We start from the raw sequence: 26,006 nt of genomic DNA on the forward strand, positions 1-26,006 counted from the left end.
GTGGTTCTGGTAGGACTCCGGATACGCCAGGGGTGCGCTGAAAAAGCTGTTCCGCAAGGGACTCGACCGCCACGAGGCCGCCCTCGCCGCGCTCCAGGCGCTCTACGACGCGGCCGACGACGACTCCGCGACCGGCGGCCCCGACATCAACCGCCGGATCTTCCCCGTCGTCTCCGTCATCACCGAGGACGGCTTCGAGCGCCTGTCCGAGCCGGAGACCGAGGAACTCAGCCGCGAGATCGTCGAGCAGCGCCGCACCAGGCCGGACGGACCGACCGCGGCGCCCTGACCGGGGACTTTCCCCAGTCGTGGAAAAGACCTGCCACGGGCTTTACTGCACATGACTTGCAGGTACCGGAGGATGGCACAAGGCTGCTGACCGCGGCCGTACCCCTCCGAAAAGGATTCCTCCGCTCGATGACGGCCGCCCCTGACTCCGCTCCGCCCCTCCTCCCCGCCACCGCCCCCGCGAGGGGCTCGGTCTGGCACCGCGTCCGTGGCTCCATGACGCGCCAGGAGTGGATCAGGGCGGGCGGCATGACCGCGGTCGTGCTGGCGCTGCACGTCATCGGCTGGTTCACCCTCGTCGCGATCGTCGCCCCGCACCACTACGGCGTCGGCGAGAAGTCCTTCGGCATCGGCATCGGCGTGACCGCCTACACCCTGGGGATGCGGCACGCCTTCGACGCCGACCACATCGCGGCCATCGACAACACCACGCGCAAGCTGATGGGGGAGGGGCAGCGGCCGCTGTCGGTCGGCTTCTGGTTCTCGCTCGGCCACTCCAGCGTCGTCTTCGTCCTCGCGCTGCTGCTCTCACTCGGCGTGAAGGCCCTCGCGGGACCGGTGCAGAACGACAACTCCCGCCTCCACGACGTGACCGCGCTGATCGGTACGACCGTCTCGGGCGCGTTCCTCTATCTGATCGCCGCGGTCAACCTGGTCGTCCTGGTGGGCATCTGGAAGGTGTTCCGGCGGATGCGCTCCGGCCGCTACGACGAGGCCGCGCTGGAGGAGCAGCTCAACAACCGCGGCTTCATGAACCGTCTGCTCGGCCGCGTCATGAAGTCGATCACCAAGCCGTGGCAGATGTACCCCCTCGGACTCCTCTTCGGCCTCGGCTTCGACACCGCGACGGAGATCGCCCTGCTGGTCCTGGCCGGCTCGGGCGCCGCCTCCGGTCTGCCCTGGTACGCGATCCTCACCCTGCCCGTCCTCTTCGCCGCCGGCATGTCCCTCCTCGACACCATCGACGGCTCCTTCATGAACTTCGCCTACGGCTGGGCCTTCTCCAAGCCGGTCCGCAAGGTCTACTACAACCTCACGATCACCGGCCTTTCCGTGGCCGTGGCCCTCCTCATCGGCACGGCCGAACTCCTGGGCCTCCTCGCCGAGAAACTCGACCTCCAGGGCCCCTTCTGGAACTGGATCGGCGGCCTCGACCTCAACCTCCTGGGCTTCGTCATCGTGGGCCTGTTCTTCGCCACGTGGGCCGTCGCCCTGGTGGTGTGGAAGGTCGGCCGGATCGAGGAGAAGTGGACGGCGGGGCTGGCGGGGGAGCGGGCGGGTGACTGACCGCATGCAGGAACGCCGGATGCGGTGTGGAGACGGCTGCCGATCCGCGGCCGACCTCCGGGGCCGGGCAAGTCACAGTTGACCGCGGCCGCCTGATCCCATGTCCGGCGGGCCACCGGATCTCCCCACGGGTGATCCCGGAAGAGGAGCGCGAGGCCCGATCGCGCACCGCCCTCCTCCCCGCACCGGACGTGGCGACGCCGTGCCCCGGCCGGAAATACGCAGACCAGCCGGCGGGAGCTCTCCGACCGGTGCCACGGCTCGGGGCCCCAGACGGAAGCCGACCGCGGCGACCGGCCCGGTGACGCGGACCCGTCGATCCGCCACACCGGATACCCACCACACCGGATACCCACCCGCTCCCTCGCGGCGGGAGCCGCCTCTCCCGGCCCGCCCCCCGGACGGCGACGCGTTCGACGTCGTGCGCCCCCCGCCTGCTCGGCCCGGTGCTCCACCCAGGTCGCCCTGTCCGGCTCGCCGGGAAGGGGCACACCCCGTCCCCGCCGCTCAGGCCCGCACCTTGAACTCCTTGCGTGACTTGGCGAACTGCTGCTCCGGATCCCCGGTGTACGACCACGGGGCGCGGGTGCCCCGGCGGTCCAGCATGCGCAGCAGGGGGACGGCGACCTCGGGGAGACCGGCGTGACAGGCCGCGTGGGTCAGGTAGTTGAGGTCGCGCAACTCGCCGGGGACGACGGTGTGGTCGGTCCGGCCCATGATCCAGCGCTGCCAGGTGCGCCGCACGTCGCTGACGGCACCGTCGTGCTTCCAGTGCTGGCCGAGCGCCGCGGAGGCCGACCGGTCCCCCTCGGCCGCGTCCACCGCGGCGCGGAACTCCTCCACGCGCGCGTACTGCACCAGCACCGGCAGTGCGCAGCCCGGCGGTGCCACTCCGGCGGCGTCACGGGCGAAGTCGTACATCAGACCGTGCGAGCCGTGCCACCGCGACGAGTAGTAGTGCAGCACCTGGAGGTGCCCCTCGACGCTGTACGGGTCCCGGCCGTGCAACTCGTCCCACCAGCGCCCCAGTTCCTGCCGCCGCACCCCGGCCGGGTACAGCCGCGCCACCGAGATCAGGGAGATCCACGGCGTGGGGTCGTCGACGAACGCCTCCGCAGCGTTGAGGCAGGACATCACCGCCGCGTCGATGCGGCGCTGGTCGATCGGCACACCCCGGCCCGCGGAGATGGCCAGATTGAACGCCCGGGCCGTCTCCGTGGCCGCCCGCAGCACCAGCGCGTCCCCGCTGTTCGGCTCGGCCGCCAGCCACGACTCCACCGTCGAACTGCCCGCACAGGCCTGGGCGAGCACCCGCACGCGGTGGCCTCGTGCCAGCCAGTCGGGCCCGGTCGCGCGCAGCAGCTCGCGCAGACCCTGCCAGCGGCCGATGACGATGTCCTGCCGGGCGGTGGTGAGGGGGAGGTCCCCGAAGTCGGGGTCGAACTCCGGGGCGAAACGGTCGCGCGCCATCGCAGAACCCCTCAGAAGTCGGTCGGGAGACCCTCGTGGACGAGCGAGGGCCCGGCCTCCTGGCCGTCGGGCACGTAGTCCGCCTCGACGGTACGGCTCGCGTCAAGTCGCGCCGGCCGGTAGTAGTCGCTGCCCTGCTTCCAGTACCAGAGCATCGGGACCAGCCCCACCGCCAGCCCGCCCACGCCGATCGAGATCGCGGCGGTGCTCAGCTCGCTCAGCGACTCGACGAAGATCCAGAACATGAACAGGGCGCCCAGCAGCGGCCACAGCCCGCCGAGGAGGAAGTCGGTCGGCGACTTGAGCAGCATCTTGCGGTACGCGACGACCACCGCGAGGCCGGTGAGGCCGTAGTAGACGGCGATCTGGAGCCCGATCGCCGAGATCGCGTCGGAGAGGATGTCGCCCACCGAGCCCAGGGCGTTGGAGGCGATGAACATCATCAGCGCAACGCCACCGACCACCACGATCGCCACCCACGGCGTGTTCCAGCGCCGGTGCACCCGGCCCAGCGCGGAGGGCATCGTACGGTCCCGGCCCATCGCGAACAGGGAACGTGTGACCTGGATCAGCGTGGTCTCCAGCGTGGCGATGGTCGACAGCATCACCGCGACGATCAGCAGCTTGCCGCCCCAGCCCGGCCAGATCTCCTCACCCAGCACGGCCAGTACGTTGGCGTCGTTGTCCTCGATCTGCTTCGAGGTGAGGATGACGTTCACCGCGATGGTGAACACCTCGAAGAGCAGGAAGACGATGCCGACGCCGATGAGCCCCGCGAGCCCGGTCGTGCGGCGGCTGTTGCGAGTCTCCTCGCTGAGGTTGCTGGTGACGTCCCAGCCCCAGTAGTAGAACGCGGCGATCAGCGCGCCCGACGCGAAACCGGCCATGCCGTCGAAGTGGCCGAAGCCCAGCCAGGACCAGTCGAAGGCCCGCGCGTTGCCGGTGTGGAAGAGCGCCAGTACCGCGAACACGGCCAGTATCGCCAGCTCCACGCCGGACATGACGAGCTGCGCGCGCACCGTGAGCCGGGCGCCGCCGAGCACCACCAGCAGCATCAGCACGAACCAGGCGGCGCCCACCACGGTCGACAGCGCGGTGTTGTCCGCGAGGTCCTGGTCGAAGAGGGCGAGCGTCATCGAACCGGCGGGCAGTGAGCCGGCCACCATGAAGATGGTCGCCGAGATCACCAGCGCCCAGCCGCTGACGAAGCCCAGAAAGGGATGGAGGGTGCGCCCCACCCAGGAGTAACTGGCGCCCGCGTTCACGTCGATCCGGCTGAGATAGCTGAACGCCAGCGCGATGCCCAGCATGGGTATCGCGCAGTACAGCAGAGCCGCCGGACTGGCCAGACCCACCGAGCCGACCAGGACCGCGGTGGTCGCGGCGATCGAGTACGCCGGTGCGCTGCCGGCGACGGCCATCACCACCGTGTCGAACGTACCGAGGGCATTGGCCTGCAGCCCTCTGCCCCTGTTGATGCTCATGGTTGCGCTGCTTTCCGTAGGGCACGACGCGCGGACGGAGGGGCCCGTACGGCGCAAGGGGGTGGGGGGTGGCTCCGCCCGGGTCCGGAGAGGGATGGCCTCGGCCAGGTGCGGTGAAGCGGGACAGCGAGGGGTGCGGGCGACCGTACGGCCGCTGCGTCGAGGAACGGTCACTCCGTGTGTGCGAGTGATGATAGCCGTATTCCTTGACCCTTCAAGATTAACTGGGGGGTAACCTTCCGCCCCGTGGAATGCCTTACTCCGGCGGTCTTTTGAGGTTGGAGCGCGCGTACCGGGAAACGCGGATCAGGACACCGCACAGCACACCCGACGCGCGAGGGAGGCAGCCCATGGGCGCCGAACAGACACCCGCCGAGCCGATGGCCGACGACGCCTACCAGCCCACCGGCACCAACGAGGAGCAGGAGGACGCGAGCCCGCTCGACCTCCAGGACGCCCTCGACGAACGGACCTACGACGACATCCTCGACGAGGGGTACTCCCCACCGGAGAAGCCGCTCGGCGTCACCCGGCACGGCACCACCGCCGCCGAGCAGCATGACGGTGAGAGCCTGGACGAACGTCTCGCCCAGGAGGTCCCCGAGGTGGCCGGGCCCGTCGGTGACGAGGTCGGCGACCTGCCCGGCGGCGAGGGCGAGCCGGTCGACCCGCAGGCCGGAACCGACCGCGCGGGACGCCTCGTGGCCCCCGACGAGGGCGCCCACTCCGCCACGACCAAGGAGGAGATCGCCACCGACGTGGGCATCGACGCGGGCGCGGCCGGAGCCGAGGAGGCCGCCATGCACATCGTCGAGGACCCCTTCGACGAGTCCTGACGTCCGCTCCCCTCGCCCGCTCAGTCCCCGATCCGGTCGATCTGCCGGAGCTTGTTCGTGGCGTCCAGGGCCGCGACCTTGTAGGACTCCGCGAGCGTCGGGTAGTTGAAGACCGCGTCGACCAGGTAGTCGACGGTGCCGCCGCAGCCCATCACGGACTGTCCGATGTGGATCAGTTCGGTGGCGCCGGAGCCGAAGCAGTGCACGCCGAGCAGGGTGCGGTCCTTGGAGGACACCAGCAGCTTCAGCATGCCGTGCGAGTCGCCGATGATCTGGCCGCGGGCGAGTTCCCGGTAGCGGGAGATGCCGACCTCGAACGGCACGCGGTTCTCGGTCAGTTGGTCCTCCGTCTGCCCCACGAAGCTGATCTCCGGGATGGTGTAGATGCCGATCGGCTGGAGGTTGTGCATCTGCCCGACCGGCTCCCCGCAGGCGTGGTAGGCCGCCGACCGGCCCTGCTCCATCGAGGTCGCCGCCAGCGCGGGGAAGCCGATGACGTCGCCCACGGCGTAGATGTGCGGCACCTCGGTGCGGTAGTGCTCGTCGACGGTGATCCGCCCGCGCCGGTCCGCGGACAGGCCCGCCTTGTCGAGGTCGAGGTCGTCGGTGAGCCCCTGGCGGCCCGCCGAGTACATCACCGCGTCGGCCGGGATCTTCTTCCCGCTCTCCAGAACGGTCAGCGTGCCCCGCGGATGGCTCTCCACCGCGGCCACGGTCTCCCCGAAGCGGAACGTCACGGCGAGGTCCCGCAGGTGGTACTTGAGCGCCTCGATCACCTCGACGTCGCACATGTCGAGCATCCCGGCACGCTTCTCGACCACCGTGACCTTGCTGCCCAGAGCGCCGAACATCGACGCGTACTCCATGCCGATGACGCCCGCGCCGACGATGACCATGGAGCGCGGAACCCGTTGCAGATCAAGGACGTTGTCCGAGTCCATGATGGTCTGACCGTCGAACTCGACGCTGTCGGGCCGCGCGGGCCGGGTTCCGGTGGCGATCACGATGTGCTCGGCGCTGAGCAGACGCTCATGGCCGGTGACCTCGCGCAGGGCGATCGTGTGGTCGTCGACGAAGCGGCCGGTGCCGGCGTAGAGGGCGATGTGGTTGCGGGAGAGCTGACTGCGGATCACGTCGACCTCACGGCCGACCACGTGCTGGGTGCGCGCGGTCAGGTCGGAGACGGTGATGTCCTCCTTGAGCCGGTAGCTCTGTCCGTACAGGTCGCGCTGGGTGAGGCCGGTCAGGTACAGCACCGCCTCGCGCAGGGTCTTGGAGGGAATGGTGCCGGTGTGGATGGAGACCCCGCCGACCATGTCGGGGCGGTCGATGACGGCCACCCGGCGGCCCAGCTTGGCCGCGGCGATGGCGGCCTTCTGGCCACCCGGACCGGATCCGATGACGAGCATGTCGAAGTCGGGCACCCTCGGAAGTCTGGCAGCCGGGAGGCCTCTTTCGAAAGGGTGAGCAGTAAACCGGCCGCCCGCCGAACCGGCGTGGGCCGCGGGGAAGTTGCCCGGAGGCCGCCGGAGATGTCCCGCAGACCGCGACAGCTCGCGCGGACCGCGGGACAATACGCCCATGGGTCACCGACTCGCCGACGCGAGCACCCCGGCCCGGTTGGCCGCCCCCGACGAGGGCATCAGCCGGGACGAACTGGCGCTCGCCACCCGCAACCACGGCCTGCCGCTCGAAGCGATGCGCCACGACCTCACCCCGCCAGGCCTGCACTACGTCCTCACGCACTACGACATTCCGTACGTCCCCGACGGCGCTCCCTGGCAACTCACCCTCAAAGGACGGGTCCGCCGCGCGCTCACCCTGGCCCCGGCCGACCTGCGGGCCCTCCCGCAGGTCACCACCCGGGTCACGCTGGAGTGTGCGGGCAACGGCCGCGCCCTGCTCACGCCCCGCCCGGTCAGCCAGCCCTGGCTGGTGGAGGCCGTGGGAACCGCCGAATGGACGGGCGTCCCCCTCAGGTTGCTGCTCGCCGAAGCCGGCGGAGTGGAGAGGGACGCCGTCGACGTCGTGTGCACCGGCGCCGACCACGGAGTGGAACGCGGCGTCGAACAGGACTACCAGCGGTCCCTGCCCGTGGACGTGGCCACCGGGACCGACCCCGAAGTGCTCGTGGCCTACGAGATGAACGGCGCGCCCCTGCCCCCGCAGCACGGCCATCCGCTCCGGCTCGTCGTACCCGGCTGGTACGGCATGGCCCATGTGAAGTGGCTGCGCGAGATCACCGTCACCGACACCCCGTTCACGGGGTTCCAGCAGACCGTCGCCTACCGGCTCAGGCAGCACCCCGGGGACGAGGGCGAACCGGTCACCCGGATCGCACCGCGCGCCCTGCTGGTCCCGCCCGGGTTCCCGGACTTCATGTCCCGGGCCCGGGTCGTGCGGCCCGGCACGGTAATGCTGGAGGGGCGCGCCTGGTCGGGGCGGGCGCCGGTGACCAGCACCGAGGTGAGCACGGACGCCGGACACACCTGGCACCGGGCCGAACTCGAACCGGACACCGGTCACCGTTGGGCGTGGCGGCGCTGGAGCATGCCCTGGACCGCGGAGCCGGGGGAGTACGTCCTCAGCGCGCGGGCCACCGACGCCGAGGGGCACACCCAGCCGCTGGAACAGCCGTGGAACCGGGGCGGCTTCGTCAACAACCTCGTCCAGCGGGTCGACGTGCTGTGCCTGGACGAGGAGCCGGAGGAGACCGGCGGCTGAGGCACGGCCGCGCCCGGCTGTCCCCGCGGACAGCCGGGCGTCCGGCCATGGCTAGGGCAGCAGCTTGTCGAGCGCTGCCGGGCCCTCCGCCTCCAGCTTGCGCCGGGCCCATTCGAGACTGTGCGGGGTGATGTCCTTGCCCGAGGCGAGGACGATGTCCTCGGGCGACACCTCGGTGCCGGTACGGGTGTGGAGCAAGGCGTCCGGGGTGGCACGGTCCTCGGGCGGCCCGGACGCGTCGGGCTGTGACGTCGGCATGATCTCTGCTCCTCGGATCCGGATCACTGTGCGGTCCCGGTGCTGTCAACGGGTCCGATATCACCATTCAACGCCCGGGCCGACCCTGCATCCGGAAGCGCCGGCGAGGGCGCCCGGGATGCCCCGTCAACCGGACGGGCGTGTAATGGACGGGAGCGATCTCTCGGGGGGCCGGCAGGGAGACGACGCCATGACCACCACCCGGAACAGCCCGAAGGGCGCCTTGCGCAGACTGGGCGAGTGGTGCGCCCGGCACTTCGTGATCGTGCTGGTGGCCTGGCTCGTGGCCCTGGTCGCCCTGCAGACCCTGAACCGGTCCTTCGGCGGGGAGTACTCCGACAACTTCTCCCTGCCCGGCGTGCAGTCCCAGGAGGGCCTGGACGTCCTGAAGCGGCACGACCCGGCAGCCGGCGGCTACAGCGGCCAGATCGTCCTGCACGACGGTGACAAGCAGCTCACCTCGCTCGGCTCACAGATCTCCACGACCGTCGCCGACCTCCAGAAGCTGCCCCACGTGCTGTCGGCGCAGAACCCGCTCTCCGTGCCCGCCTCGAAGGTCGGTCCGCTGTCGTCGGACGGGAAGACGGCGTACATCACGATCCGCTTCGACGTTCAGCCCTCGACCCTGGGTGACGGCTACCTGAGCGGCGTCGACCACGCCGTACAGCCCCTCAGGGCGGCCGGCGCGGACGTCGAGTACGGCGGTCCGCTCGGCGAACTGGCCCGGCCCGCCGCCGACGACCGGGTGAGTGAGCTGATCGGCTTCGCCGTCGCGATCGTCGTCCTGCTCCTCGGGTTCGGCAGTGTCATCGCCGCCGGAATCCCCCTGGTGACCGCCCTGATCAGCGTGATCGGCGGACTCGCCTGCCTCGGCCTGCTGGCCTCGGCGTTCACCTTCGCGACCGTCTCGCCCACCCTGGCCACGATGATCGGGCTCGGCGTCGGTATCGACTACGCGCTCTTCCAGATCACCCGCCACCGGCAGAGCCTCATGGACGGAAAGGACCCGGTGCGCGCGGCGGGCGGGGCCACCGCCACCAGCGGCCGTGCCGTACTCGTCTCCGGCTGCACGGTGATCATCGCCCTGGCCGGGCTGTCCGCCTCCGGAGTCGCGTTCATCGGGAAACTCGGACTCGCCGCCGCCGTCACCGTCGTCTCCGCGGTCCTCGGCGCCCTGACCCTGGTCCCGGCCCTGCTGGGCCTGATCGGCACCCGCATCGACCGCTACCGGGTGCGCCGCCCGGTCGCCGAGACCGACGCCGCCGAGGGCGAAACTCCGCAGGGAACATGGCACCGCTACGCCCAGCGGGTCGAGCGGCGCCCCTGGCGCTACCTCGCCGCGGGCGTCACGGCCGTCGTCGTCCTCGCCATCCCCGTGCTCTCCCTCCAGCTCGGCCACATCGGTGACGGCGCGGACCCCACGTCCTTCACCGACCGGCGGGCCTACGACCGGATGACCGACGCCTTCGGGCCCGGCTCCAACGGCCCCCTCACCGTCGTCATCGACCAGACCTCCGTACCGTCCTCCCAGCGCTCCGCTCTCACCACGCAGGCACAGAAGAGCCTCGCCGGTGTGCCCGGCGCCGCCACCGTCACCCAGCTGACCCCCACCAAGGACGGCGACGTCCTGCTCGCCACCGTCTACTCGAAGCAGTCCCCGCAGAGCTCCGGCACCACCGACCTCACCAACCGCCTGGTCGACACCACCCTGCCCGCCGCGGTCTCCGGCACGGAAGCCAAGGGATACGTCACCGGCACCACCGCCGCCCAGGTCGACTTCCGGGACATCGTCTCCAGCCGGCTGCCGCTGATCATCGGCGTGGTCGTCGCCCTCGCCTTCCTGATCATCCTGGCCGTGTTCCGCGGACTGCTCGTCGCCCTCAAGGCGGCCGTCCTCAACGTCCTGTCCATCGCCGCCTCCTACGGTGTCGTCGTCGCCGTCTTCCAGTGGGGCTGGGGCGGACCCGCGCTCGGTGTCTCCGGCAAGGTGCCCATCGAGAGCTATGTGCCGATGATGATGTTCGCCATCATCTTCGGACTGAGCATGGACTACGAGATCTTCCTGCTCTCCCGGGTCCACGAGGCCTGGCTGCGCACCGGGGACGCCAAGGCCTCCGTCGCCCACGCCCTGGAGATCACCGCGCGGGTGATCACCTGCGCGGCACTGATCATGGTGAGCGTCTTCGCCGCGTTCGTGGTCAGCGACAACATCGTGGTCAAGATGCTCGGACTCGGCCTCGCCGTGAGCGTGCTGATCGACGCGACCGTCGTACGGCTGCTCATGGTCCCGGCCGTCATGACCCTGCTGGGAGCGCGCGCCTGGTGGACACCCCGGTGGCTCGACCGGATCCTCCCGCACATCGACGCCGAGGGGGACGGCGAGGCGGCCGGGACGGTCAGCGGGGCTCCGGGGCGCCGGGCGCGAGAACGAGCATCGTGACGTCGTCCTGGAGTACCGGGGCCCAGCGCACGAGATCGGCCCACACCCGCTCGGCGAGCCCGGGGAGGTCGTCCGCGAGCCCGGTGATCCGTTCGAGCAGCGGATAGAAGGCACCGGCGGCGTTCCGTGCCTCCCACACGCCGTCCGAGGCCAGGAAGAGCAGGTCGCCGGGGTGCAGCGGGACCGTGACCCCGGTCGGCGGCGCCGCGTCGGACAGGCCCAGACCGAGCGGGCCGCCCACGGGGACATCGAGCTCCACCGCCCGCCCGTCGCGCAGCAGCACCGGGCCGGCCTGGCCGCACGCCACGATGCGCACCACTGTCGCGTCGAGCCCGAACTCCAGCACCACGGCCGTCGCGAACAGCTCCGAGTGCCGTACGGCCGCGGAGTCCACCATCAGCCTGCGATCGAGCCGGGCGGCCACCGACTCGGGGTCCGGCCGGTCCAGCACCGCCTCCCGGAAGGCCCCCAGCAGCGAGGCGACGGTGGCGACGGCCGACAGCCCGTGCCCCTGCACGTCGCCCATCACCGCCCGCACCCCGCAGGGTCCCTCCCGCACGTCGAAGAAGTCACCGCCGACCAGCGTCCCGCGCTGCGCCGCCCGGTACAGACCCGCGCACCGCACCGGCCCCACCCGCTTCGGCAGCAACGGCACGACGGCCCGCTGCGCGGCCTCGGCGACCGCGCGCTCGGTCACCAGCTGCGCGTCACGCCGACTCCGGACGAACGACACGAGGACGCTGAGCGCCGCGACGAAACCCACGGTCAGCACATCGGTGCTGCCGGGATCGTTCAGCCGGAAGGCCGGAACGTTCAGCACGGCCAGAACGAGCGTCCCGAGCACCGCGGTCGCCGCCGGCCCGTACGACAGCACCGCCAGCGGCGGGATCGCGCCCAGCAGGAACCCGATGTCGAGCGGACCGGGGCTCGCGAGAGTCGCCACGCACACCCCGGTCAGCATCGCGGCCGGCAGCACCCGCACCCAGCCGGGCGGCGGCGCACCCGTCAGCCAGCTCCGCCGGTCCCCGTCGTGCGCTCCGCTCACACCACTACGCTGCTACGACCCGTCCGGCCCCGCACGCCGAGCCGCTAGAACGGCGTGAGCGTCAGCCGGATTCCCGTGGGCGCGGTGTCCTGGACGTAGGAGGCGAAGTCGGCCACGTCGTCGAAGGCGAAGCCGTACGCCTTGCCGTCCTCGGTGGCCGCGTGCATGGCCTTGGCGTAGTGGTTGGTGAGCGTGGTCCGGTAGAAGGCCGCGGGGTCGGTGGCCGGCTGGGCGGCGGAGCTCAGCAGCGTCGACCGGTTGAACCCGGCACCGAGCACGGCGGCGACCGGCCCCGTCGTGCCGTCGTTGGGAGCGGCGAGCGCGCCGTCGCAGAAGAGCACGTCCCGGGTCGACGGGCGGGCGAAGGAGACCTGCGCGGGCCCGTCGAACACGAGCCGTCCGCCGCGCACCCGGCCGGTGAAGGTGCCCGCGTTCGTGGTGACGGTCAGGTCCCTGCCGGTGTACGTGCTCCACACCTCGTCGAGGTACGGCGCGAAGTAGTCCGCCGGGAACAGCCCGGCATCCAGGCCGTGACCGGGCGCGATGACCCGCGTGTCGGCCACGACCAGCGGCGCGAACTTCTCGGCCTGCCGTACGGCGGCGAAGGCGGTCGCCCGCCCCGAGGCGCGCAGCGTGCCCGTCGTCCGGTCCCGCGCTCCGGTGAGCCGGATGCTCATCGGCACGCTGAACATGTCCACCATGGTGGTGTTGCAGAACATGCCCGCCGCGTTGTGCGTGAACTCGACGCAGTCGTGCAGCACCGGGTAGTTGGGATCCGAGGCCACCCAGCCGGCCGGGTACTGGAGGGCCGGGTTCCCGTTGCCGTCCGTGACGACCCTGAACTTCAGCTTCGCGCCCAGGGAGACGTAGATCCGGCCGGACAGGTAGGGGAGGGACAGACTGGTCCCGCCGCTGCCGGCCAGGCTTATCGCGTAGTCGGTGTAGCCGTCGGGGCCGTTGTCGGAGAGGGCAACCGGAGCGAGGGCGCCGTCCGGGGTGACGCGGACCTGCCTGCCGTCCAGGTTGCCGACGATGTAGACGTGGACGTTCGCGTTGTCGTAGGCGCCGGTGTTGTTGACGACCGTCAGCGGCAGTGCTCCGGCCGCCGCGGCGCGGTTGCCGGCCGCGAGGGCGTACGGGGCGAGCGCGGCCGCGGCCGGGACGGCCACCAAGGTCCCGCCGAGGCCGAGGAGGACTGTGCGCCGGCCGGGACCGCGCTGGTGACGAGGTGTCATGTGGGGGGTCTCCTCGGGTTCTTGAGAGCGCTCTCACGTCGTGGACGGGCCCCGATGCTACGGACGGAGGAGGTTCCGGCATACAGAGCGGACGGCGTTTAATCCGGCCTTAAGGACCGTTTAAGCGGCTGCGAGGACCGGGCGCGCGTGCCGTGAAACCGATGGACGCCGCTCCCGAAGATCCCGTAGCGTGAGCCGCCACGCCCCGAGTCGGCGAAAGGAGGCGAGTGCCGTGCAGTCCACCACCGTCCAGCGCTCCCTCTCCGCGACCCCGGCGTGCCTCGGCTGACCGGGAGCGCTCCCAGCAGTACGCACCCGGAGGAATCCACCCCATGACCGATCTGGTCATCCGCGCGCTCGACGAGCGCGACGCGCACCTTTTCGACACCCTTGCCGACCCCTTCGGCAATCGCGAGTCCCACCGGCTCACCCGTCACCGCCCCGACTGGAAACGAGTCGCCCTGCGCGACGGCAGGGTCGTGGCCCGCGGCGCCTGGTGGGGCGGCCCCGACGACGCCGAACCCCTCAACGTCAACTGGTTCGACGTGGCCGAGGGCGAGGAGGAGGCCGGCGCCGAACTCCTGCGCACCGCGCCCTGGCAGGTCGAACTGGAGATGAACCTGCCCGCGGGTTGGCGCGAGAACCCGGAGCTGCGCGCCGCCGCCGCAACCCGGTCCGCCGCCCTGGAAGCGGCCGGATACGAACTCCTCGTGGAGCGGTTCCTGTACCGGTGGACACCGGAGTGCGGGCTACCCGAGCGGCCCGGACGCCTCACCTTCCGGGCCGAACCGGACGACGCGGTCTTCTTCGACCTGCTGCGCCGCATCCACTCCGCCACCCTCGACGCGCACGCCCTCAAGGCCATCGAGGAGGGCGGCCTCGACAAGGCGGCCCAGGAGGAACTGGACTTCTTCCACTGGTGCCCCTCGCCCCGCGAGTGGTGGCAGATCGCCCGCACACCGGAGGGGGATGTCGCCGGGATCCACATTCCGCTGCACAATCCGTCGGGTCCCTGCGTGGGGTTCATCGGGGTCGTACCGGAACAGCGGGGGCACGGCTACGCCTACGACCTGCTGGCCGAGTGCACCCACTATCTGGTCGAGCAGGGCGCCGAGTTCGTCTCCGCTGCGACGGACCAGGGGAACTTCCCCATGGCCGCGAACTTCGCCAAGGCCGGCCATCCCGTCGTACGGGAACGCCTGAACTACCGGCCGCCACACAGCGGATGACCTGAAGCGCGGCCCCGGTGCCGGCGGTCGGTCCTGACCGGCTGTCGGCACCGGGTGCCACGCCGGCCGACAGGACGACCGGCGGGTGGCGGAGACGGGTTCGACGGGGGTTCCGGAGAATGAACCGATGCCTCAGGCCGCGCTTCCGCCGTCCAGCAGAGCCTCCGCCTCCGTCAGGATCTCGGTGACCCGCAGACCGAACGTGGCGTCGCACGGGTGGGCCTGCCCGGTGCGCGCGGCGGCGAGCAGTCCGTCGACGGCCCGCAGCACGGCGGGTACGACACCCTCCGACGGCTCGGGGAGCAGGGCGACGCCGCCCGCGCCCCGCAGCTCCACACCCGCTCCCGCGGCCGCGGGCGGAGCCGTGAGGCTCAGCGTCAGGGTGCTCGACGCACCGCCGGTGTGCCGCAGGACCAGATGAACCGTGTCCCCGGGGCCGTGCGCGGCCGCCGCCACCTCCCGGACCTCGCCGAGGATCGGCAGCAGCACCGAAAGGGCATGCGGTCCGACGTCCCACAGGGCGCCCTTCTCCTGGCGCCAGGGCGAGTCGGCGAACGGGCTCTCGCTGGTGAACACCGACCCGAGCCACTCGGCGCGCGCCGTGAACCAGCCCTCCACGCCCGCCTGTTCCCCGATCCACGCCTCGGTCTCGGCGAGGAAGCGGGAGGTGAAGAACACCACCGAGGCGACCCCGCTCTCCCGGATCGCCTCGACCACCGCCCGCCCCTGCTCGACCGTCGTGGCAAGGGGCTTGTCCAGCAGCAGATGGCACCCTGCCCGGGCCGCCCGCGCCGCGAGATCGGCCTGGACGGCAGGCGGCAGGGCGATGGCGACGGCGTCCACGTCGGCGAGCAGCGCGTCGACGTCGTCGTACGCACGTGTGCCGTACTCGTCGGCCAACTCCTTCGCGGCGTCCGGGCGACGGCCCCACACCCCGACGAAGTCCAGCTCCGGATGTGCGCCGAGCGCGGGGGCGTGGGCCATCCGGGCCCAGGGACCGGTGCCGAGCAGTCCGATACGCATGCCGCCGCCTCTTTCACCTTGCCGAACCTCACGGGACCGGCCCCGGATCACCGGCCGGTCGAGGTGAGGGTGTCACACGCGCACAGCTGCCCCGCAACCCCGGTTCCGCGCCTCGGACACCCATGAGCGCCATGAGCGGCGATTCAGTTGCTCCGTCGCTGAATCCGTTCTCATTCTTCTATTGGACCCCGGGAGCGGGAGGCGGCCACCCTGGTGGGAGCCCTGCTCCGCCGCCCGACAGCCGAAAGAGGTCCAAGGCCATGCACACCCGCCGCATCGGTGATGTCGACGTCAGCTCGATCGGTCTGGGCGCGATGCCCATGTCCATCGAGGGACGGCCGGACGAGGAACGCTCCATCGCCACCGTCCACGCCGCGCTCGACGCGGGAGTGACCCTGATCGACACCGCCGACGCCTACCACCGGGGCGCCGACGAGGTCGGCCACAACGAGACCCTGATCGCCAAGGCACTCGCCTCGCACGAGCGCGGCGGTGACGTCCTCGTCGCCACCAAGGGCGGCCACCTCCGCCCCGGGGACGGCAGCTGGACCCTCGACGGCAGCCCCCGGCATCTCAAGGAGGCCTGCGAGGCGTCCCTGAGCCGACTGGGTGTCGAGGCCATCGGGCTGTACCAGTTCCACCGCCCCGACCCCCGGGTCCCCTACGAGGAGTCCGTCGGCGCGGTGCGCGACCTGCTCGACGAGGGCAAGATCCTCGCCGCGGGCATCTCCAACGCCGACCCCGGCCAGATCAGGCTGGCCAACGAGATCCTCGGCGGCCGGCTGGTCTCCGTGCAGAACCAGTTCTCCCCGGCCTTCCGCTCCAGCGAGCCGGAATTGCGGCTGTGCGACGAACTCGGCATCGCGTTCCTGCCGTGGAGCCCCCTCGGCGGCATCTCCCGCGCGGGCGAACTCGGCTCGGCGCACGCCCCGTTCGCCCGGATCGCCGAGAAGTACGCGGTCAGCCCGCAGCGCGTCTGCCTGGCCTGGATGCTCGCCAAGTCGCCGGTCGTCGTGCCGATCCCGGGCGCGAGCCGCCCGGAGACGATCCGCGACTCCCTCGCCGCCGCCGACCTCGTGCTCGGCGCGGACGAACTCGCGGAACTGGACGCCGCCTGACCCCTCGCCCTACGGGCCCTCGCAGGTGCCGTCCGCCGCGCCCGCCGCGTAGCTCTTCCGTGGTCGCAACCGTGTGCGGACTGGCACCGGCGATCGTGGTGTCTCTAGGATGGACTCCCTGTCCTGCCAGGCCAGTTGGCAGTATGAGCTGGGGGAAAGATGAGCACCGGTAAGAAGCTGTCCACGGCGATCGACGCCTCCGTACCCACAGCCGCACGCATGTACGACCACTATCTCGGCGGCAAGGACAACTACGCGGCCGACCGGGCCGCCTGCGAAGAGCTCGACAAGGTCGTCCCCAGCACCCGCAGGCTCGCCGTGAACAACCGGCGCTTCCTCCAGCGGGTCGTCAGGACCCTCACGGCGGAGTACGGAATCCGGCAGTACCTGGACCACGGCTCCGGCCTGCCCACCCAGGACAACGTCCACCAGGTCGCCCAGAGCATCGACCCCACCACACATGTGGTCTACGTCGACAACGACCCCATGGTCCTCGTCCACGGCCGGGCACTGCTGGAGGAGGACGAGCGCACCACCGTCATCCACGCGGACATGCGGGAGACCGAGGCGATCTTCGCCCACGAGGACACCCGGCGGCTGATCGACTTCGACCAGCCCGTCGCCGTCCTCTTCAACTCGGTCATGCACTGCATCCAAGACAGCGACACGGACGGGCCGGCCGCTCTGGCCCGCCGCGTGCGCGAGAAGCTCGCGCCCGGCAGCTTCATGCTGATGTGCCAGCTGGTCAGCGGGGACCCCGAAGTCCGTGACTTCGTCACCAACTTCATGGACCAGGCGACCCACGGGAACTGGGGCCGGGTGCGCGAGGAGAAGGACGTCGCCGCGTGGTTCGAGGGCCTGGAGATCCTCGAACCGGGTCTCGTGGAGGTCTCCACCTGGCGGCCCGACTCCGAGGTGGCCCCCCGTCAGCTCACCCACGAGTGGATCGAGTTCGGCGGCGTGGCCCGAATCGTCTGACCCGACACGAACGCCCCTGACGCGACCGCGAAGGTCCCGCGTCAGGGGCGTACTCGTGCTTCGCCGACGGGCCCACGGCGTCCCGTCCGCCGGACACGGAGCTCCACGGGCAGGGCCGGCTCGACGGCGGAGCCGCTGCACCGGATCTTCTCCGACCTCACCGAGACCGCACTGCGGCGACCCTCAGCCGCCGTAACGCTGTTCCATCGTCTCGCGCAACAGCCGAAGCGAGTCCCGGGGTTCCAGCGCGTCGTCGGCCAGCCGGTCCAGGGCGAGGCGGTACTCCTCCGTCTCGTCCCGGTCCTCCAGGAAGTTGGCGCTCTTGATGTGCTCCAGGTAGACGACGTCCGGCAGATCCAGGCCGCCGAAGCGCAGATACGTGATCGGGATGGCGGGGGCCGAGGCGTTCGTCACGTCCAACGGCACGACCTGCACCGTCACATGGGGGCGCTTGGCCATGTCGATGAGGTGCGCGAGCTGTTCCCGCATGACCTCCCGGCTGCCCAGCACCCGCAGCAGCACCGACTCGTCGATCACCGCCCACAGCTGCGGAGGGTCCTCGCGGTGCAACAACTGCGCGCGCCGGGTGCGCAGTTCCACGCGGCGGCCGACCTCGCCGGCGGCCGCGGTGGGCAGCCCGCGCTCCACCACGGCCCGGGTGTAGTCCGGGGTCTGGAGCAGACCGGGGACGTACTGGATCTCGAAGGTACGGATCGCCGCGGCCGCCTCCTGGAGTCCGACCAGCCGGTCGAACCACTCGGGCATCAGGCGCTTGTCGTACCGCTGCCACCAGCCCGGCTCGCCGGCGCGCTGGAGCAGCTTGACGAGCACCGAGGCCTCGTAGTCCTCGGTGCCGTACAGCTGGAGGAGGGCCCGGACGTCGTTCTCCGACGGGGGCCTGCGGCCCTTGCCCGACTCGATGCGGGAGAGCTTGGCGGGGCTGAACCCGAGGGCCCGTGCCGCCTGGTCCTGGGCGAGCCCGGCATCCTCGCGGAATCCCGCCAACTGGACACCGACCAGCATCTTCAGCAGGGTGGGAGCCGGTTCGGACCGGTCCAGATACGGTTCCAGACGGGAGATGCGGTGGGACGCGGCAGACATCCTGACTCCCAGTAAACCGGCATAGAGACGTCTCACACTATCGCACGCAGTGTGGTCGTTCCGCATCATTCCGTAGATGCCGTGGGCGGCGCGGGAGTTGGAGCCGCTCCCGCTGCCCGGCCCCCGACCCGGACCCGGAGGTCACAGGAGGTGGTCGAACTCACCGTCCTTCGCCCCGGCGACGAACGCCGCGACCTCGGCCGGTGTGTAGACCAGCGCGGGGCCGTCGGGGTCACGGGAGTTGCGCAGCGCGACGTCACCGTCGCCGAGTGAGGCCACTTCGACGCAGTTGCCCTCGGCATTGCTGTGACGGCTCTTGACCCAGCGGGCGTCCAGCGAACTCGCCCGCACTCCGTTCTGCATGGGTGGCACTGTCAGTCTCCTTGCTGTTCACGTGCTGTGCCGGGCGCTGTGCCCGGCCGTCCGGGCGGGAGAGGGCACACCTCCACAATCTCTGTGGCCCCACCCGCCGTTCGCGCAATTTCTCGTGCAATTGCACGCGGGCGCCTTCAGCGTGGATAATAGCTCCGGCGTCAACCCCCGTGGTTGCGCCCCCGCCTTGACGTCGCATCAGGGAGATGCCGTGTCATCACCTGTGAATCACGTGCTCCGGCCGCCGGGCCAAGCTGTGCCGACGGCGGGCGGTGCGAACACCCTCGGCGAGACCGTGGGGCGTCCGAGTGCCGCCGTCGGGAGACAGCGACCGCTGCCGGGCGCTCCCCTCGTCTCCGCCGCGCTGCTCGTCAGCTGCAGCCGGGAGGGCTTCGCCCGGGCGCGCGCCTTCACCCGCGAAACCCTGAGCTGCTGGTCCCTCGGCCACCGCAGCGACGACGCCACCCTCGTGATCACCGAGCTCGCGGCCAACGCCGTGGCCCACGCGGTCCTCCGGCCCTCCGCGGGCGGCGCGGCGGAGGTGTGGCTGGGGCTGGCCCTGGACCAGGCCCATCTCCTGGTCACCGTCTCGGACCCCGGTGACGATCCGCCCGCGTACACGCCCGCCGATGTCTGTGACCTGCGCGAGCACGGCCGTGGCCTGTACATCGTCGACGCCCTGGCGGAGGAGTGGGGCTGGACCTCGCGGCCCCCGGCCGGCAAGACCGTCTGGGCCAAGCTGTCGACCTCCCCTCCTTCCTGACATGACTGCCGCGGAAAGGCCTCACGCCATGCGCACCGCTCCGGACCAGCCGAGCAACGAGCGCACGACCTGCCCCGTGTCCACGACCGGGGTGTCACGGACCACGCCCTTGGTGGCGCTGAGCCAGGTCCCCTGGGCCGAGATCCAGGACTCCACCGGCTCCGCGGCGGCCATCCCCCTCCTCCTCAACAGCGTGGCCTGGGGCGACCCCGACACCGCCGGCGCCGCACTCGCTGACCTCCGCATGCGCATCTGCCAGTACGGCTTCGTCGTGGAGCAGGCCACCGCCGCCACCGTCCCCTTCCTGTGGGAGCTCGCCCAACTGCCCCAGGTGACCTGCCGGGCGGAGATCATCCAGCTGCTCAGGAGCATCGCGGGCGCCCGCCAGTGGGAGAGCACGGCGGCTGTCTACCCCAAGCTGCTCAACCACCGTGAGAACCCTGTGGTGTGGGAGCGTCAGGCCCGCCAGGCCGTCCGGGCCAAGAGCGGCGCGCTCAGCCGGCTGATGGCCGACGACGACACGGAGATCGCCCACGCCACCACGGAGCTGGCCCGCACGCTGGACGAGTAGAAAGTCCTCGGCACACCCGGTCGCCGCACGACGGACGGACCCGGGAGGCGGCGCGACGGCTGCCGGTCGGGGACCTGCTGCGCCGCACCGCACGCCGAGGAGCCGTCAGGCCGCGCTGCTCCTGGGCACCCGCCGGGGGCACGTCGAGTCGTGGTCGGTGCCGCAGCTCGTCCACCAGCGTTCGCAGCACGCGGTGTCGAGTTCGGCGCGGACGATGTCGTCGGCGCCCCCCGCACCCGGCCCGGCCGCCCGCCTCCACATCTCGGCCAGAGCGTGCCGCTGGTCGCAGATCACGCACTCGCGCACGACGGCGATCACCGGGACCAGGCTCGCCGCGGCGAACAGGCACGCGGCCCACGGCGGGCCGTGGCGCAGGGCGAGGACCCCGGTCCAGGCGAGTCCGGTGCTCGTGGCGAGGTAGAGGGCGCTGAGGAGACCTGCAGAGCGGTTCATGGGCGTATACCGTTCATGGTGCGAGGGATGCCCCTTGTTCAACGGTTTGCGGCCCTTGTGGAAGCGGGTCGGGTCGCACGGTATTGCGCCAATTGCGTGCCGGGCGGCGGCGGATGGGATTGGGCCCGGGGAGACGGGGCATACGCAGCGAAAAATCGAGAGAGGGGCTTTCGTGCTCGTTCCGGACCCGAAGACTGTCAGAACGCTGCTGACCCGCTACGCGTCGCTGAGGATCGCGCAGGCGGAGAGGATGAGGCCGACGACGGCTCGTGAGCTGGACGACGTCAGCTACACACTGTGCGTGATGATGGGCACCACCGATGTCGCTGAAGCGGTCGCCAGGGCGGATGCCCTGCTGCAGGCCGCCGGGCGTACGGACCCGGAAGGTGAGAGCGGCCTGCCACTGGCCGTGTGACACGCGACAGGAGCAGGACGCCGTCCCCCGGCGCGCAGGTCAGGCGTGCGCCGCGGGGACGGCGTCCTTCGCGTGGAAGGCCGCGCGGTACGCCTGCGGTGTGGTGCCGACGACGCGGCGGAAGCGCTCCCGGAACGCCGTGGGGGAGCCGAACCCCGCCTGCCGCGCGATCCGTTCGACCGGGTGGCCGGTGTTCTCCAGCAAATACTGGGCGCGCCGCACGCGGGCCCGCAACAGCCACTGCAGGGGTGTGCTGCCCGTCTGCTCGCGGAAGCGGCGACTGAAAGTACGTTCGCTCATCCCGGAGCGGGCCGCCATCGCCCCGAGGGTGATCTCGTGTGCGAGATGGTCCTCGATCCACTCCAGGAGCGGCTCCAGCGCCGAACCGCGGGGCACGGGCGGATGGTCGTGCACGATGAACTGGGCCTGCCCGCCCTCCCGTTCGAGGGGCATCACCGACATCCGGGCGGCGTGCGCGGCGACCGACGACCCCAGATCCCGGCGGATCATGTGCAGACACATGTCGAGGGCCGCGGCCGCGCCCGCGGAGGTCAGGATCCGACCGTTGTCGACGTACAGCACGTCCGGCTGGACGTCGACGGCGGGGAAGCGCCGCGCCAGGTCGTCCGCGGCCACCCAGTGCGTGGTGGCGCGCAGCCCGTCCAGGAGTCCGGCCTCGGCCAGCACGAACGCGCCCACGCACACGGACGCGATCCGGGTGCCCGCCCCGGCTGCCTCTCGCAGGGCCGTCAGGACGCGCGGGGAAGGAGGTGCGGCGGTGGGGGAGCAGCCCGGCACGATGACCGTGTCCGCCTCGGCGAGGGCTTCCAGCCCGTGCTCGACCCGCAGGGTGAAACCCCCGTCCGCCCGTACCTCCGGCGACTCGGCGCACAGTCGGACCCGGTAGGCGGGGCGGCCGTCGGGCAGGTGCGTCCAGTCGAACACCTGCATGGGGGCCGCCATGTCGAACGGCACCACGTCGTCGAGGACCAGGATCGCCACGGAGTGCATGACGGACACGATAAGCGGGTTCCCGCCACGGCCATGACCTCGGGGAGGGGAGGGAAGCCGCTGTGAAGCGCATTGGCGAGAATCCGTTGGAACCTGTCGTTTCAGCCTCTGTGTGATCACCGGGCGGCTTCCTACGGTGGGCGGGCACCGCCGACCGCACCGGAGAAGGACACGCCACCCCATGACCAAGTTGCTGCTGACCCTGCACGTCCTCGTCGCCATCGTCGCCGTGGGGCCGGTGACCGTCGCGGCCAGCATGTTCCCGCCGGCGGTCCGCCGGGCCCACACGGAGGAGGCCGGGGCCGGCACGGCACGGCTGCTGCACCGCATCTGCCGGGTGTACTCCGGCATCGGCATCGCGGTCCCCGTCCTGGGCCTCGCCACCGCGGGCGCGATGGGCGTCCTGGGCGACGGCTGGCTCACGACCTCCATCGCCCTGACCGCCGCGGCCGCCGGAGTCCTCGCCGCCTTCGTGCTGCCCCGGCAGGGCGAGCTCCTGGAGGAACTGACCGGGCAGGGCGCCGTCGAGCGCCGGGGCACGGTCCAACTGGCCATGTTCACGGGCATCTTCAACCTCCTGTGGGCGACCGTGACCGTCCTGATGATCGTCCGGCCGGGGTCCACCACCGGGGCGTGACGGCCCGCGGCCCGTCAAGGCCGGCGCCGGAATTCGCACGTCGGTGCGTGGGGGCGCCTAGACTCGTCAGCCGTGCCCCTGCGCGTGGGGCCGAGAAAACGAAAGGCGCGTTGACGGGTGTTCCAGGATTCCCCCATTTACGACCGACTCGTCGCCGAGCGCGGCGACGTCCCCGCTGTAGCCCGCAGGGAGGCCGAGCGCGTACGCAGGGAACTGGAGTACGTCATGCGGCCGTTTCAGCCCCTCATGCCCCCGCCCGCCCCCGAACGCCCCGCCTCGCCCGGCCAGGGATGGGTGCCCGCCGCCCTTCCCCCCGGCCCGCGGCCCTACTGAACCGTCTTCAGGACACCGTGGTGTTCGCGCCGTTGGCGGATGCGCGCTGCTCCGGGCCCGGCAGGGCCAGCCACTCGGCGATGCTGCGCGCGATCGGCTGGCCCGTCTCCACCTCGACGAAGCCGAACTGTCCCGACTGGTTGCACTCCAGGAACCACCAGGTCCCGTCCCCGTCCTCCGCGAAGTCGAATGCGCCGTAGGACAGTTCGGCCCTCTTGAGATAGTCGAGAACGGCCGCGGCGACCCGCGGGGCAACGTCGGTGGGGTGCCAGGACGCGTCGGACGCGGCGAAGCGGACGTCCACCTCGTCGTCGGCACCGGTGACCTTCCGGGCGGCCAGGATCGTCCCGCCGACGACGGTCAGGCGTATGTCGGCCCGTTTGGCGACCCGCCGCTGCAGCAGGGTCGGGCCGAACGCGACGGCCGCGAAGTCGGTGTCCGGTTCGACCCGGCTGGTCGGCACCGCCCGCGGCGGATCCTGCGGATGCGCGCCGGAGACCGGCTTGACCACCAGATCGGGGTAGCGCTCGGCGAACTCGCGCGCGGCCTGCGGGAACGTCGTCACGATCGTCGCCGGAACGGGCAGACCGCAGCGCTGGGCGAGCCGCAGCTGCCAGGGCTTGTGCCGGGCCCGCCGGGCCGCGTCGGGATGGTTCATCCACCGGGCGTCACTGCCGCGGAGCATGCCGTACAGGGCCTGGGCGGACTCCTCGGTCAGCCAGTCGGAGGGCTGCGCCGCCCGCGCGGCGGGTGTGCCCGGCCGGCGGACCCAGATCGAGCGCAGCCCGGTGATGCCCACCAGCCGGCCGCCGGCCGAGAGGTGGCCTCGGAAGGCGCCGTGGACGTACTCGCCGGACAGCGCGACCCCCTCGGTGAGATCGGCCGGGTCGAGCCGGACCACCGGAACCCCCGTGGCGTCGAGGTGCACCACGACCATGTCGGCCGTCACGTCCTCTTCGCAGGTCAGAATCAACACGGTCATCAGTCGTCGGCCTGTGTTCAGTCGTCGAAGTGAGTCTTGGAGCCCGCCGTGGACGTGGTGGTCCCCAGTTCCCTCATCAGGGCATGGTCGCGGGCCGCGACCCGGCCGTCCATGAGCACGTTCAACTGCCGCCCGGAGTCGTAGACGTACGGAGTGGTCGCCTCCAACGCCGCTGCCGGACGTGCGTAGTTGAGCGCGAACGGTTGCATCGTCTCTCCCTCGCCGGTACTGCCTCTCGCCGACGGACGTCACCCCAGGACGCCGTCAGGTCAGCCGACTTCGTTCGGCTTCCAGAGACTTATACGAATCGAACGAGTGATTGGTTTCCTCACACTGCGTAATCACGGTCGGCGCGGTGTCTCCGGGCCCCGCTCGGCGAGCCGCAGCGCGGCCCGGTCCTCGGGAGAGACGCGCAGGGTGCGCAACGCGAGGAGCAGGACACCGATGTCATCGAGATACACCGGGTCCGGCACCAGATCGGTGGGCAGCACGAAGTACAACAGGGCGCCCCAGAAGACCCAGCGGGGTCCGGTCGGAAGCCCCGCCCGCCGCAGACCGCGACGGGTTCTGACGAGCCGTACCAGCAGTCCTACGGCCACCGCCAGCGCCAGCGCCGCGAGCACCGCGGCGACGACGATCAGTGCTGTGGTCGAATCCACGGGCCGACCTCCTCCTCGGGGCGCCGTGCGGCGCGCTGTCTCACGGATTCCCGCATCCGGCCCCCCTAAGGCTCGCCGAGGTCCGCCACTCACACCCGTGGCTCATCCGAGTGGCACTGCGCCGCGTACCCGCTTACGAATTGGTTCACCTCAGTTTCGCGGTCGCACGCGGGGGGCGCACGGAGGCGACCGCACTCAATTCCTGGAGCACAGCATGACCACCGGCCCGTCAGCAGCTCACCCGAACGAACCCGCCATACCGATGGACCGGCCGTACGGCGATCCCGTCGGCGACCTGGTGCGCGCCGCCGTGTCCGACCGTCCCCTGGAGGACGTCGTCCACCTCATCACGCTGCTGGAACAGTCGCCCCAGTACGCCCAGGCCACGGGCGCCGCCCTGCGCGCGGTCGGCGTGGACCGGTCCGTGGAGGACGTCACCCGGCTCGTCGCCCTGCTGACCCGGCCGCCGAGAGACGTCGACAGCGCGGACGAGGCGATCCGGGCCGCCGCCGAGACGCGTCCCATAGAGGACGTGACCCGGCTGGTGGCCCTGCTGAACCGGTCCGAACTGCAGCCCCACTGCGGGCAGGAGGCGGTGCGGGCGGCCGCGACCGGCCGCCCCGTCGAGGAACTCGTCGAGCTCATCGGCCGACTGGCGGTGGAGAGGCCCGAGCAACCGTCGTACGAGGCGCCCGGGTCCTACGAGTTCGCAGGCCGGCCGGAGCAGGAGAGCGCGGGCCCGGACGTCTTCCCGGCCCCGCCGCCGCATCCCCCCGCCCGACGTCGGACCGTGAGAGTACCGGCCTGGCCGGGCCGGCTGGCCGCCCTGGCACTGCTGGTGTGCGGTCTGCTCTGCTTCCCCGCGCACCGGGACGGGGCGTCGCTTCGGGTGTACGGCTTCGCCGTCGGCGTGTCGGGCCTGTGCGCCCTGCTGGCGCTGCTGCTGGCGATCCGGCCGGTCGTCGCGCTCCTCGCCCTGGCGGTGCTGGTACCGGCAGGCGTGGCCGCGGGCCAGCTGCTCGACGGCCGTTTCCGCTCGGCGGGTCTGTCGCGGGCCCTGGAGCTTCCGCTCGCCCCGGCCTGGCTCGCCGGCACGGTTGCTGTGTGCGCGTCCCTGGCCGCCCTGACCGCACTCGTGGTGCGTCTCGCGGTGCCGGCACGGCCCGAGATCGTGCTGACGGAGCGGCCGCTGGCCGAGGCGGTCCGCTAGGCGGGCCGCGTCCGCGTACTGCTGCGTCCGGTACGGGAGTTGAGGACATGCCCGACATGGTCCCCTGAGCCCCCGCCTAGGCTG

General features: G+C 71.4%; 27 protein-coding genes and 1 pseudogene. 14 read left to right on the forward strand and 14 right to left on the reverse strand.

Translation table 11 applies throughout. From position 1 onward, the window contains the following. Positions 1-16: 16 nt before the first annotated feature. Positions 17-289 (forward strand): annotated as a pseudogene (locus tag ACZ48Z_RS20605) (proteasome subunit beta); the annotation flags it as partial. A 128-nt stretch (positions 290-417) separates the two neighbouring features. After that, positions 418-1,575 (forward strand): Nickel transporter NicT, encoded by a 1,158-nt coding sequence (gene nicT / locus ACZ48Z_RS20610; RefSeq protein ID WP_468737287.1) that lies wholly within the window; start codon positions 418-420, stop codon positions 1,573-1,575. A gap of 507 nt (positions 1,576-2,082) precedes the next feature. On the opposite strand, the gene ACZ48Z_RS20615 is transcribed toward nicT, so the two are convergent. Together ACZ48Z_RS20615 and ACZ48Z_RS20620 are read right to left on the reverse strand one after the other, a co-directional pair. Next, positions 2,083-3,045 (reverse strand): hypothetical protein, encoded by a 963-nt coding sequence (locus tag ACZ48Z_RS20615; protein WP_468737288.1) that lies wholly within the window; start codon positions 3,043-3,045, stop codon positions 2,083-2,085. 11 nt (positions 3,046-3,056) lie between these two features. Further along, positions 3,057-4,529 (reverse strand): APC family permease, encoded by a 1,473-nt coding sequence (locus ACZ48Z_RS20620; protein WP_468737289.1) that lies wholly within the window; start codon positions 4,527-4,529, stop codon positions 3,057-3,059. A 350-nt stretch (positions 4,530-4,879) separates the two neighbouring features. On the opposite strand from ACZ48Z_RS20620, the gene ACZ48Z_RS20625 reads away from it, so the two are divergent. Then, entirely contained in the window at positions 4,880-5,365 is a 486-nt protein-coding gene (locus tag ACZ48Z_RS20625; RefSeq protein WP_468737290.1) for a DUF5709 domain-containing protein, read from the forward strand. 20 nt (positions 5,366-5,385) lie between these two features. Here ACZ48Z_RS20625 and sthA read toward each other — a convergent pair whose 3' ends face one another. Further along, on the reverse strand, positions 5,386-6,789 hold the full coding sequence (gene sthA, locus ACZ48Z_RS20630) for a Si-specific NAD(P)(+) transhydrogenase (protein WP_468737291.1): 1,404 nt from the start codon (positions 6,787-6,789) through the stop codon (positions 5,386-5,388). 157 nt (positions 6,790-6,946) lie between these two features. Here sthA and ACZ48Z_RS20635 point away from each other — a divergent pair, with 157 nt between their 5' ends. Continuing rightward, the gene (locus tag ACZ48Z_RS20635) at positions 6,947-8,089 is read left to right on the forward strand and encodes a sulfite oxidase (RefSeq protein WP_468737292.1); all 1,143 of its coding nucleotides are present in this window, start codon (positions 6,947-6,949) and stop codon (positions 8,087-8,089) included. A 51-nt stretch (positions 8,090-8,140) separates the two neighbouring features. On the opposite strand, the gene ACZ48Z_RS20640 is transcribed toward ACZ48Z_RS20635, so the two are convergent. Continuing rightward, on the reverse strand, positions 8,141-8,347 hold the full coding sequence (locus tag ACZ48Z_RS20640) for a hypothetical protein (RefSeq protein ID WP_468737293.1): 207 nt from the start codon (positions 8,345-8,347) through the stop codon (positions 8,141-8,143). Between the two features lie 190 nt (positions 8,348-8,537). Between ACZ48Z_RS20640 and ACZ48Z_RS20645 the strand changes: the two genes are divergently transcribed. Beyond that, positions 8,538-10,787 (forward strand): MMPL family transporter, encoded by a 2,250-nt coding sequence (locus ACZ48Z_RS20645; RefSeq protein WP_468737294.1) that lies wholly within the window; start codon positions 8,538-8,540, stop codon positions 10,785-10,787. On the opposite strand, the gene ACZ48Z_RS20650 is transcribed toward ACZ48Z_RS20645, so the two are convergent. Together ACZ48Z_RS20650 and ACZ48Z_RS20655 are read right to left on the reverse strand one after the other, a co-directional pair. Continuing rightward, a complete protein-coding gene (locus ACZ48Z_RS20650) occupies positions 10,744-11,832 on the reverse strand; it encodes a PP2C family protein-serine/threonine phosphatase (RefSeq protein ID WP_468737295.1) in 1,089 nt (362 codons plus the stop codon). The genes ACZ48Z_RS20645 and ACZ48Z_RS20650 overlap by 44 nt on opposite strands. Before the next feature lie 44 nt (positions 11,833-11,876). Next, positions 11,877-13,067 carry a glycoside hydrolase family 64 protein gene (locus tag ACZ48Z_RS20655; protein WP_468737296.1) on the reverse strand — a complete coding sequence of 397 codons (1,191 nt, stop codon included), beginning with the start codon at positions 13,065-13,067 and terminating at the stop codon, positions 11,877-11,879. 332 nt (positions 13,068-13,399) lie between these two features. Between ACZ48Z_RS20655 and ACZ48Z_RS20660 the strand changes: the two genes are divergently transcribed. Beyond that, on the forward strand, positions 13,400-14,296 hold the full coding sequence (locus ACZ48Z_RS20660; protein WP_468737297.1) for a GNAT family N-acetyltransferase: 897 nt from the start codon (positions 13,400-13,402) through the stop codon (positions 14,294-14,296). Positions 14,297-14,428: 132 nt separating this feature from the next. Here ACZ48Z_RS20660 and ACZ48Z_RS20665 read toward each other — a convergent pair whose 3' ends face one another. Beyond that, complete coding sequence (locus tag ACZ48Z_RS20665; protein WP_468737298.1) at positions 14,429-15,319, reverse strand: Gfo/Idh/MocA family protein; 891 nt, start codon at positions 15,317-15,319, stop codon at positions 14,429-14,431. 260 nt (positions 15,320-15,579) lie between these two features. Here ACZ48Z_RS20665 and ACZ48Z_RS20670 point away from each other — a divergent pair, with 260 nt between their 5' ends. Together ACZ48Z_RS20670 and ACZ48Z_RS20675 are read left to right on the forward strand one after the other, a co-directional pair. Beyond that, positions 15,580-16,437: an aldo/keto reductase gene (locus ACZ48Z_RS20670; protein ID WP_468737299.1), complete on the forward strand. Its 858-nt coding sequence runs from the start codon at positions 15,580-15,582 to the stop codon at positions 16,435-16,437. Between the two features lie 159 nt (positions 16,438-16,596). Then, positions 16,597-17,415: an SAM-dependent methyltransferase gene (locus tag ACZ48Z_RS20675; RefSeq protein ID WP_468737300.1), complete on the forward strand. Its 819-nt coding sequence runs from the start codon at positions 16,597-16,599 to the stop codon at positions 17,413-17,415. A 183-nt stretch (positions 17,416-17,598) separates the two neighbouring features. On the opposite strand, the gene ACZ48Z_RS20680 is transcribed toward ACZ48Z_RS20675, so the two are convergent. Both ACZ48Z_RS20680 and ACZ48Z_RS20685 read right to left on the reverse strand, forming a co-directional pair. Beyond that, positions 17,599-18,516, reverse strand: coding sequence for a helix-turn-helix domain-containing protein (locus ACZ48Z_RS20680; RefSeq protein ID WP_468737301.1), 918 nt, complete (start codon positions 18,514-18,516; stop codon positions 17,599-17,601). Between the two features lie 141 nt (positions 18,517-18,657). Beyond that, positions 18,658-18,888, reverse strand: a complete 231-nt coding sequence (locus ACZ48Z_RS20685; protein ID WP_468737302.1) for a DUF397 domain-containing protein — start codon at positions 18,886-18,888, stop codon at positions 18,658-18,660. 211 nt (positions 18,889-19,099) lie between these two features. On the opposite strand from ACZ48Z_RS20685, the gene ACZ48Z_RS20690 reads away from it, so the two are divergent. Both ACZ48Z_RS20690 and ACZ48Z_RS20695 read left to right on the forward strand, forming a co-directional pair. Then, a complete protein-coding gene (locus ACZ48Z_RS20690; protein ID WP_468737303.1) occupies positions 19,100-19,651 on the forward strand; it encodes an ATP-binding protein in 552 nt (183 codons plus the stop codon). A gap of 28 nt (positions 19,652-19,679) precedes the next feature. Then, positions 19,680-20,222 (forward strand): hypothetical protein, encoded by a 543-nt coding sequence (locus ACZ48Z_RS20695; protein WP_468737304.1) that lies wholly within the window; start codon positions 19,680-19,682, stop codon positions 20,220-20,222. Positions 20,223-20,327: 105 nt separating this feature from the next. On the opposite strand, the gene ACZ48Z_RS20700 is transcribed toward ACZ48Z_RS20695, so the two are convergent. After that, entirely contained in the window at positions 20,328-20,675 is a 348-nt protein-coding gene (locus ACZ48Z_RS20700; protein WP_468737305.1) for a hypothetical protein, read from the reverse strand. 172 nt (positions 20,676-20,847) lie between these two features. Here ACZ48Z_RS20700 and ACZ48Z_RS20705 point away from each other — a divergent pair, with 172 nt between their 5' ends. Next, the gene (locus tag ACZ48Z_RS20705) at positions 20,848-21,090 is read left to right on the forward strand and encodes a DUF5133 domain-containing protein (protein ID WP_468737306.1); all 243 of its coding nucleotides are present in this window, start codon (positions 20,848-20,850) and stop codon (positions 21,088-21,090) included. Positions 21,091-21,129: 39 nt separating this feature from the next. Here the strand turns inward: ACZ48Z_RS20705 and ACZ48Z_RS20710 are convergent, their stop codons facing one another. Next, positions 21,130-22,101, reverse strand: a complete 972-nt coding sequence (locus ACZ48Z_RS20710) for a GlxA family transcriptional regulator (protein ID WP_468737307.1) — start codon at positions 22,099-22,101, stop codon at positions 21,130-21,132. A gap of 181 nt (positions 22,102-22,282) precedes the next feature. Here ACZ48Z_RS20710 and ACZ48Z_RS20715 point away from each other — a divergent pair, with 181 nt between their 5' ends. Beyond that, on the forward strand, positions 22,283-22,738 hold the full coding sequence (locus tag ACZ48Z_RS20715) for a hypothetical protein (protein ID WP_468737308.1): 456 nt from the start codon (positions 22,283-22,285) through the stop codon (positions 22,736-22,738). 117 nt (positions 22,739-22,855) lie between these two features. Further along, on the forward strand, positions 22,856-23,071 hold the full coding sequence (locus ACZ48Z_RS20720) for a hypothetical protein (protein ID WP_328752572.1): 216 nt from the start codon (positions 22,856-22,858) through the stop codon (positions 23,069-23,071). Positions 23,072-23,078: 7 nt separating this feature from the next. On the opposite strand, the gene tgmB is transcribed toward ACZ48Z_RS20720, so the two are convergent. The 3 genes from tgmB to ACZ48Z_RS20735 all read right to left on the reverse strand — a co-directional run bounded on the left by tgmB (position 23,079) and on the right by ACZ48Z_RS20735 (position 24,712). Continuing rightward, a complete protein-coding gene (gene tgmB, locus ACZ48Z_RS20725) occupies positions 23,079-24,053 on the reverse strand; it encodes an ATP-grasp ribosomal peptide maturase (protein ID WP_468737309.1) in 975 nt (324 codons plus the stop codon). Positions 24,054-24,070: 17 nt separating this feature from the next. Further along, positions 24,071-24,262: a putative ATP-grasp-modified RiPP gene (gene tgmA, locus ACZ48Z_RS20730; protein ID WP_020134687.1), complete on the reverse strand. Its 192-nt coding sequence runs from the start codon at positions 24,260-24,262 to the stop codon at positions 24,071-24,073. 132 nt (positions 24,263-24,394) lie between these two features. Beyond that, the gene (locus tag ACZ48Z_RS20735; RefSeq protein ID WP_468737310.1) at positions 24,395-24,712 is read right to left on the reverse strand and encodes a YkvA family protein; all 318 of its coding nucleotides are present in this window, start codon (positions 24,710-24,712) and stop codon (positions 24,395-24,397) included. A 214-nt stretch (positions 24,713-24,926) separates the two neighbouring features. Here ACZ48Z_RS20735 and ACZ48Z_RS20740 point away from each other — a divergent pair, with 214 nt between their 5' ends. Beyond that, positions 24,927-25,922 (forward strand): hypothetical protein, encoded by a 996-nt coding sequence (locus ACZ48Z_RS20740; RefSeq protein WP_468737311.1) that lies wholly within the window; start codon positions 24,927-24,929, stop codon positions 25,920-25,922. The last annotated feature ends 84 nt before the right edge of the window (positions 25,923-26,006 follow it).

This window comes from Streptomyces sp. NPDC031225, assembly GCF_055570355.1.